Here is a 7783-nt window from a genome sequence, read left to right as displayed (position 1 = left end):
GGCCGGGCCCGCAGCGCGGCCGCTGCCAGCCGGGTGACGGCTCCCGCCGCGACGGCGGTGGGCGCGGTGGCGGCGAGTGCGGCGAAGGTCCCGTGCGGAGGGCGACCGGTCATCCGGTCAGCATAGGCACCCCGCCCGGACGGCCCGTCAGACCTCCGCCCGGGCCGTCTCCAGCAGTTCCTCCGCGTGCGCCCGGGCCGTCTCGGAGTCCTCCTGCCCGGCCAGCATCCGGGACAACTCCCGGATGCGCTCCTCGCCTTCGAGCACCTTCACACCGGAGCGGGTGACCGACCCGTCGTCGGTCTTCTCCACCAGCAGCTGCCGGTCGGCGAACGCCGCCACCTGCGGCAGATGCGTCACCACCACGACCTGCGCGGTCTTCGCCAGCCGCGCCAGGCGCCGGCCGATCTCCACCGCCGCCTTGCCGCCGACACCGGCGTCGACCTCGTCGAACAGGTACGTCGGGACCGGGTCCGTGCCCGCGAACACCACTTCCACGGCCAGCATCACCCGGGACAGCTCACCGCCCGAGGCGCCCTTGGCGATGGGCCGGGCCGGCGCGCCGGGGTGCGGGGCGAGCAGGAGCTCGACCTCGTCGACGCCCGACGGCCCGTAGGCGACCGTGCGGCCGCCGACCTCGACGCCCTCGGGGTCCTCGGTCTGCCGGATGTCGAAGGAGACCCGCGCGTGCGGCATCGCCAGGGAGGCCAGCTCGGCCGTCACGGCCGCCGCGAACCGCTCCGCGGCCTCGGCCCGCGCCTCGGACAGCGTCCGGGCCAGCTCGCCCAGTTCGGCGCGCAGCGCGTCGCGTTCGGCGGTGAGCTCGCCGATCCGCTCGTCGTCGCCGTCCAGCTCGGTCAGCCGCGCCGCCGCCTGCTCGGCCCAGGTCAGCACGGCGCCGACGTCCTCGCCGTACTTGCGGGTCAGTCCGGTCAGCGCGGCCCGCCGTTCCTCGACGGCCGCCAGCCGCAGCGGATCGGCCTCCAGGTCGTCGGCGTAGCCCGCCAGCTCCCCCGCCACGTCGCGCAGCAGGATGCCGATCTCGCCGATCCGGTCGGTGAGCGCGGCCAGCGCCGGGTCGTGCGCCCGCACGGCCTCCAGGGCGCGCTGGGCGCCCGCGACGAGCGTCCCGGCGTCGACGCCCTCGGGATCCTCCGGGTTCCCCGCCAGCGCGGCGTGCGCGGCCGCGGCGGCCGACGCGAGCGCCTCGGCGTGGCCGAGGCGCTCGGCCTCCTCCGCCAGCTCCACGTCCTCGCCGGCCCTCGGCTCCACGGCGGCGATCTCGTCGAGCCCGAACCGCAGCAGGTCCGCCTCCTGGGCCCGCTCCCGCGCGCGGGTGGTGATCTGCTCGAGCTCCGCGGAGACGGCGCGCAGCCGCCGGTACGCCTCGGTGTACTTGCCCAGCGGCACGGCGACCGCGTATCCGGCGTACCGGTCGAGCGCCTGCCGCTGCCGCGACTGCTTCAGCAGCCCCTGCTGGTCGGTCTGGCCGTGCACGGCGACCAGCTCGTCGGCCAGCTCGGCGAGCACGCCCACGGGCACGCTCCGGCCGCCCAGGTGGGCCCGCGAGCGCCCCTCGGCGGAAACGGTACGGCTGATCAGCAGCGTCCCGTCGTCGAGCTCGGCCCCGGCCTCCTCGGCGCGCACGACGGCAGCGGCGTCCGCGGGCACCGCGATCCGGCCCTCGACGACCGCGTTGCGGGCCCCGATCCGCACCAGGGCCGCGTCCGCGCGCCCGCCGAGCAGCAGCCCGAGGCTGGTGACCACCATGGTCTTGCCCGCCCCCGTCTCACCGGTGACGGCCGTGAAGCCTGGCGAGAGCTCGACGACAGCGTCGTCGATCACTCCGAGCGACCGTATCCGCATCTCCTCCAACACGCTGAAGACCTTACGAGGTCCGGGCCCGCCCGTGCGAGCGGCCCACCCCCCTCACCCACAGGAGTGGACGTGTCCCGGGGGCCCGCAGAACAGCGCGAACGGGCACGAACGGGCCGATGTCGGCGGCGGTGCGGAACCACTCCTTCGGGCCGCGGGGCAGTTGCTAGTGCGGGGCGCCGCGCCAGCCGGACACCGGGAGGGCGAACTTCGCGACCAGCCGGTCCGTGAAGGAGGCGTGGTGCAGCCGGGCCAGCCGGACCGGCACCGCACCCCGCCGCACCTCGACCCGGGCGCCGGTCGGCAGCTCCACGGTCCGCCGTCCGTCGCACCACAGCACCCCCGGCGGGACGTGCGGCAGGATCTCCACCGCGAGCACCGAGTCCGGGGAGGTCACCAGCGGCTTGGCGAACAGCGCGTGGGCGCTGATCGGCACCATCAGCAGCGCCTCGACCTCCGGCCACACCACGGGGCCGCCGGCGGAGAACGCGTAGGCGGTGGATCCGGTGGGGGTCGCGCAGACGATGCCGTCGCAGCCGAACCCGGTCACGGGCCGCCCGTCGATCTCCAGCACGACCTCCAGCATCCGCTCGGCGGACACCTTCTGCACGGCCGCCTCGTTGAGCGCCCAGTCGGTGTGCACGATGTCACCGTTGCGGTGCACGACGACGTCGACGGTCATCCGCTCCTCGACCTCGTAGGCCCGGCTCACCACGCGGTCGACGACCTTGTCGAGGTCGTCCCGCTCGGCTTCGGCGAGGAAGCCGACCCGGCCGAGGTTGACGCCCAGCATGGGCACCCCGGAGGCCCGCGCGAACTCGGCGCCGCGCAGCAGGGTGCCGTCACCGCCGAGCACGATCAGCAGCTCGCAGCCGTCCAGGCTCTGCGGGGTGGCCTCCTTGACGGTCTCCACGTCGCCGGGCAGCGGCAGGTCGCGCGCCTCGTCCTCCAGCACCCGCACGCCGAGCCCGGAGTGCAGCAGTCCCTTGACCACCAGTTCCGCACTGCGGATGGCCGCGGGCCGCCCGGTGTGGGCGAGCAGGAAAACAGTACGAGCTCGGTTCTGGGTCAACGCGGCCCCTCCGCCACAGCACGGTCAACGTCGGCCGCGTCGAGCGCACCAGCCCCGGCCCGCAGCCACAGAAAGTATTCGACATTCCCGGACGGTCCGGGCAGCGGACTGGCCGTCACGCCCTTCGCGCCGAGCCCCAGCTCCCACGCCGTGGCCGCGACGCCGCGCACGGCCTCGGCGCGCAGTTCCGGGCTGCGCACGACACCGCCGCTGCCCAGCCGTTCCCGGCCCACCTCGAACTGCGGCTTCACCATCATCACGAGGTCGGCGTCCGGCCGCGCGCACCGTTTCAGGGCGGGCAGCACCAGCCCCAGCGGAATGAAGGACAGATCCCCCACGACAAGATCCACAGGCTCCCCATCGATCGCCTCGAGCGTCAACTCCCGTACGTTCGTACGGTCCTTGACGGTGACGCGTTCATCGTTGCGGAGAGACCAGGCAAGTTGGCCGTATCCGACGTCCACGGCGACCACGTGGGCCGCGCCGGCCCGCAGCAGGACGTCGGTGAAGCCGCCGGTGCTGGCGCCGGCGTCGAGCGCCCGCCGCCCCTCGACGACCAGCCCGCCGGGCACGAACGCCTCGAGGGCGCCGGCCAGCTTGTGGCCGCCGCGCGAGACGTAGTCCGGGTCCCCGGCGTCCTCGGCGACGACGATCGCGGCGGCGGTCTCCACCTGGGTGGCGGACTTGGTCGCAACGGTCTTGCCGACGGTGACCCGCCCGGCGGCGATCAGCTGCCCGGCGTGTTCACGCGAGCGCGCGAGCCTGCGGCGTACCAGCTCCGCGTCGAGACGGCGGCGTGCGACTCCTGCCACGTTCGGTTCAGCTCCTGTGTCCGTGTGCCGACGGGGGTGCGGGGGGTCCCGGGCGGGCGTCGAGCGCGGTCAGCGTGTCGCGCAGCCCCCGGTGTACATCCTCGTACACCTCCAGGTGGCCGTCCGTGGTGAGGTGGTCGGCGTCGGCCAGCCGCCCGAGCAGGGCGTCCACCTCGGGGGCGCCGGTGTCCTCGCGTGGCACACCCAGCGGCGCGGGCCCGGCGGGGTGGTGGTCGGGTGCGGGACGGGGCTCGGCCGGCGGCGCGCCGGTGTCCCGTTCCGGCGACGCCTGGGGCCCGGTCCCCTGCTCGGGTGCCGGGCCGGCGCCGGTCTGCGGCACTGCGTCGTTCATGCCCCGACGCTACCGCGAACGCCTGCGGTACCGTCGTCCGCGATGGCCACGATCGAGGAGTGCCGTGCGGCACTCGACCAGCTCTCGGACTCCATGAGCGGCGCACGGGGCGACGTGCGCGCGGCCGCCGCCCTGGACCGCTCCGTCAGCTGCCACATCACCGACCTGGACGTGACCTTCACCGGCCGGCTCGGCGGCGGGCGCATCCACGTCCACGACACCCACCCCGGCCCGCCGCGCGAGAAGGCGCAGATACGGCTCGCGATGACGGGTGACGACCTGCTGGCCCTGGTCGGCGGCGACCTGCACTTCGCCCGCGCCTGGGGCTCGGGCCGGGTGCGGCTGGAGGCGGGCCTGCGCGACCTGTTCCACCTCCGCAAGCTCCTGTAGCCGGACCGGCCGGACCGGCCGGTCCGCCGGGTCCCGAACCGCTCCGGGGCCCGTTCAGGACGCCTTGGCCGTCTCCTCCTTCGCCTCCGTCTCCGTCTTCGCGGTGCGTGCCGTCCCGGACCGCGCCTCGCGGCCGGTGGCCGCGGCGGAGCGTGACCGGCGCGCGGCCGGGACGATCAGGGGGGTGCCCGTCTCCGGGTCGTCGATGATCTGGCAGCGCAGCCCGAAGACCTCCTCGACGAGTCCGGCGGTGACGATGTCGCGGGGCGCGCCCTCGGCGACGACCTGCCCCTCGCGCAGCGCGATGAGGTGGGTGGCGTAGCGGGCCGCGTGGTTGAGGTCGTGCAGCACGGCGACCAGGGTGCGCCCGTGTTCCTCGTGCAGTTCCGCGCACAGGTCCAGGACGTCGATCTGGTGGTGGATGTCCAGGTAGGTCGTCGGCTCGTCGAGCAGCAGCAGCGGCGTCTGCTGGGCGAGCGCCATCGCGATCCACACCCGCTGCCGCTGGCCGCCGGACAGCTCGTCGACGTGGCGGTCGGCGAGGTCGCCGACACCGGTGCGGGCCATCGACTCCTGGACGACCCGCTCGTCCTCCGCCGACCACTGGCGCAGCAGGCCCTGGTGCGGGTAGCGGCCGCGGCCGACGAGGTCACCGACGGTGATCCCGTCGGGCGCGATGGACGACTGCGGCAGCAGGCCGAGGGTGCGGGCTACCTTCTTGGCGGGCATCGACTGGATGAGCTGCCCGTCGAGCAGCACCCGGCCCTGCTGCGGCCGGAGCATCCGGGACAGCGCCCGCAGCAGGGTCGACTTGCCGCAGGCGTTGGGCCCGACGATCACCGTGAAGGAGTTGTCCGGTATCTCCACCGACAGCTGCTCGGCGATGACGCGTTGGTCGTAGGCGAGGGTGACGTTCTCGGCGGACAGTCGGTTCACGGTGCTCCTTCGGTTGTTCAGTCCGCTGCGGTCGGTGCTCCGCGCGCTCATATCCGGCCCGCCCGGCGTTCGCTCACCAGCAGCCACAGCAGGTAGACACCGCCGAGCACGCCGGTGACCACGCCCACCGGCAGCTGGTCGGCGCCGAACGCCCGCTGGGATATCCAGTCGGCGGTGACCAGCAGGGCCGCGCCCATCCACAGGGAGGCGACCAGGTTGGGCCCCGGCGAGCGGGTGAGACGGCGGGCCAGCTGCGGCGCGGTGAGCGCCACGAAGCCCACCGGCCCGGCGGCGGCGGTCGCCGAGGCGGTCAGCAGCACGGCCGACAGCATCAGCAGCAGCCGCACGCGCTCCACCCGCACCCCGAGGGCGTAGGAGATGTCGTCGCCCATCTCCATCAGCCGCAGGCCCCGCGCCTGGGACAGCACCAGCGGGACGAGCACCGCGCACAGGGCGGCCAGCGGCCACACCTGGGCCCAGTCCCGGCCGTCGAGGGAACCGGTGATCCAGACGATCGCCCGGGCGGCGTCGACGATGTCCGACTTGGTCAGCAGGTAGCCGTTGACCGCGGTGACGATCGCCGACACGCCGATGCCGACCAGGACCAGCCGGTATCCGTGCACGCCCCGCTTCCAGGCGAGGACGTAGATGGCGAACCCGGTCACGAGCCCGCCGACCAGGGCCCCGAGAGCGACCTGGCCGGCCGAGCCGGAGAACAGCACGATCATGACGAGCGCGCCGGCCGTGGCGCCCTGCCCGAGCCCCAGCACGTCCGGGCTGCCCAGCGGGTTGCGGGAGATGGACTGGAACAGCGCACCGCCCAGGCCGAGCGAGGCACCCACCAGCAGTCCGACCAGGACCCGCGGCAGCCGCAGCTCGGTGATGATGAACTCCTGGCCCGCGTCGCCCTCCCCGAACAGGGTCCGCACCACGTCCGCGGCCGGGATCGGGAAGTCGCCGGTGCCGATCAGCACGACGCTCGCGGTGAGCGCCGCGAGCATCAGCAGCGCGACGACGACGGTGGCGCGGACGTCCAGCCGGACCGAGAGCCCGCCGGGGGTGCGCACCGCACGGTTGGTCTTCACAGCTGGGCCGTCCTCCGCCGTCGTACCAGAAAGATGAAGAGCGGGCCGCCGATGACCGCGGTGACGATCCCCACCTGGAGCTCCGCGGGCCGCGCCACGACCCGGCCGAGCACGTCGGCGCCGAGCAGCAGCACCGGCGACAGGATCGCCGCGTAGGGCAGGATCCAGCGCAGGTCGGGTCCGGTGAAGGACCGCACGGCGTGCGGCACCATCAGGCCCACGAACACGATCGGTCCGCAGGCGGCGGTCGCGGCCCCGCACAGGACCGTCGCGGCCAGCATGGACAGCGCCCGCGTGCGGTTCAGGTTGGCGCCCAGCGCCTTCGCGGTGTCGTCCCCCATGGCCATCGCGTTCAGCGGGCGGGCCAGCGCCAGCGCCAGGCCCGTGCCGGCCAGCAGGAACGGCAGCACCTGCCCGATGGTCGCGTCGTTCGCCGCGGCCAGCGACCCGACCGTCCAGAAGCGCATCTTCCCCAGGGCCGCGTCGTCGAGGATCATCACGGCCTGGAGGTAGCCGAACAGCGCCGCGGTGATGGCGGTGCCGGCGAGCACCAGCCGCACCGGCGTCGCGCTCCGGCTGCCGCCGAGGAACCACACCAGCGCCCCGACGGCCGCCGCCCCGCCGAACGCGAACCACACGTAGCCCGACAGCGAGGTGACGCCGAAGAAGGTGATGGCGGTGACGACCGCCGCTGACGCGCCCGCGTTGATGCCGAGCAGTCCCGGGTCGGCCAGCGGGTTGCGGGTGAGGGCCTGGAGCACCGCTCCGGCCAGGCCGAGGGCCGCTCCGGCCAGCACGCCGAGGAGGGTCCGGGACAGCCGGTCGGCGACGACGACGTCCCCGTAGGTGTCCGACGCGTGGAACAGGCCGTGCCACACCTGCTCCAGGGACAGCTCCTTGGCCCCGATCGCGATGCTCGCCGCCGCGACGAGGAGCAGGACCACGACGGACAGCGGCAGCCCGACGGCGCGCATCACCCGACGGTTGCGGGGCGCGGGGGCAGGGGCCGCGCGCTGTTCTGGGGGACTCTCGACCAACACGCGGTTAGGTTAGCCTACCCTGCCATTGGATCACGATCCCCGGAACTCCCTTTCCAGGCAAGCCGGACAGGGCCCGGCGCGACCGGGGCACCGCCAACCGCCGGGCGGCGCCCCGCCGCTCACAGCCCGAGCCGCGCGAGCGCCTTGTCCGCGTCCAGCGCGCACACACCGTCACCGGCCGCGCTCCAGGCCGCCGCGCACAAGGCGCGCAGCCCGTCCAG

8 protein-coding genes and 1 pseudogene are annotated in these 7783 nt (G+C 74.4%); 1 reads left to right on the top strand and 8 read right to left on the bottom strand.

Annotation, left to right across the window (positions count from 1 at the left end; genetic code table 11):
• Positions 1–147 precede the first annotated feature (147 nt).
• From recN to G3I53_RS00455, 4 genes are all read right to left on the bottom strand, one after another.
• The gene (recN, locus tag G3I53_RS00470) at positions 148–1866 is read right to left on the bottom strand and encodes a DNA repair protein RecN (RefSeq protein ID WP_164347098.1); all 1719 of its coding nucleotides are present in this window, start codon (positions 1864–1866) and stop codon (positions 148–150) included.
• Positions 1867–2041: 175 nt separating this feature from the next.
• Entirely contained in the window at positions 2042–2947 is a 906-nt protein-coding gene (locus tag G3I53_RS00465) for an NAD kinase (protein ID WP_164332989.1), read from the bottom strand.
• Positions 2944–3759: a TlyA family RNA methyltransferase gene (locus G3I53_RS00460; RefSeq protein WP_164332990.1), complete on the bottom strand. Its 816-nt coding sequence runs from the start codon at positions 3757–3759 to the stop codon at positions 2944–2946. Before G3I53_RS00460 ends, G3I53_RS00465 begins: the two co-directional genes overlap by 4 nt.
• A gap of 7 nt (positions 3760–3766) precedes the next feature.
• Positions 3767–4111, bottom strand: coding sequence for a hypothetical protein (locus G3I53_RS00455; RefSeq protein ID WP_164437912.1), 345 nt, complete (start codon positions 4109–4111; stop codon positions 3767–3769).
• A 42-nt stretch (positions 4112–4153) separates the two neighbouring features.
• On the opposite strand from G3I53_RS00455, the gene G3I53_RS00450 reads away from it, so the two are divergent.
• Positions 4154–4501 (top strand): sterol-binding protein, encoded by a 348-nt coding sequence (locus G3I53_RS00450; RefSeq protein ID WP_164333718.1) that lies wholly within the window; start codon positions 4154–4156, stop codon positions 4499–4501.
• Between the two features lie 54 nt (positions 4502–4555).
• Here G3I53_RS00450 and G3I53_RS00445 read toward each other — a convergent pair whose 3' ends face one another.
• The 4 genes and pseudogenes from G3I53_RS00445 to G3I53_RS00430 all read right to left on the bottom strand — a co-directional run.
• Positions 4556–5488 carry an ABC transporter ATP-binding protein gene (locus G3I53_RS00445; RefSeq protein ID WP_203591729.1) on the bottom strand — a complete coding sequence of 311 codons (933 nt, stop codon included), beginning with the start codon at positions 5486–5488 and terminating at the stop codon, positions 4556–4558.
• The gene (locus tag G3I53_RS00440) at positions 5485–6522 is read right to left on the bottom strand and encodes an iron chelate uptake ABC transporter family permease subunit (protein WP_164333716.1); all 1038 of its coding nucleotides are present in this window, start codon (positions 6520–6522) and stop codon (positions 5485–5487) included. The genes G3I53_RS00445 and G3I53_RS00440 overlap by 4 nt, the downstream gene beginning before the upstream one ends.
• Positions 6519–7562, bottom strand: coding sequence for an iron chelate uptake ABC transporter family permease subunit (locus G3I53_RS00435; RefSeq protein ID WP_164333715.1), 1044 nt, complete (start codon positions 7560–7562; stop codon positions 6519–6521). The genes G3I53_RS00440 and G3I53_RS00435 overlap by 4 nt, the downstream gene beginning before the upstream one ends.
• A gap of 119 nt (positions 7563–7681) precedes the next feature.
• Positions 7682–7783, bottom strand: a pseudogene (locus G3I53_RS00430) (HAD family hydrolase); the annotation flags it as partial.

The sequence above is a fragment of the Streptomyces sp. SID14436 genome (assembly GCF_010548465.1).
In the GTDB taxonomy this organism is placed as follows: domain Bacteria; phylum Actinomycetota; class Actinomycetes; order Streptomycetales; family Streptomycetaceae; genus Streptomyces.
Note: the sequence above shows the minus strand (reverse complement) of the source record. Positions and strands in the feature narration are given on the sequence as shown.

Bases quoted from the DNA above. Each gene is read 5' to 3' on its own strand.
- recN (WP_164347098.1), bottom strand. From the start codon at position 1,866: ATGCGGATACGGTCGCTCGGAGTGATCGACGACGCTGTCGTCGAGCTC.
- G3I53_RS00455 (WP_164437912.1), bottom strand. From the start codon at position 4,111: ATGAACGACGCAGTGCCGCAGACCGGCGCCGGCCCGGCACCCGAGCAG.
- G3I53_RS00450 (WP_164333718.1), top strand. From the start codon at position 4,154: ATGGCCACGATCGAGGAGTGCCGTGCGGCACTCGACCAGCTCTCGGAC.
- G3I53_RS00445 (WP_203591729.1), bottom strand. From the start codon at position 5,488: ATGAGCGCGCGGAGCACCGACCGCAGCGGACTGAACAACCGAAGGAGC.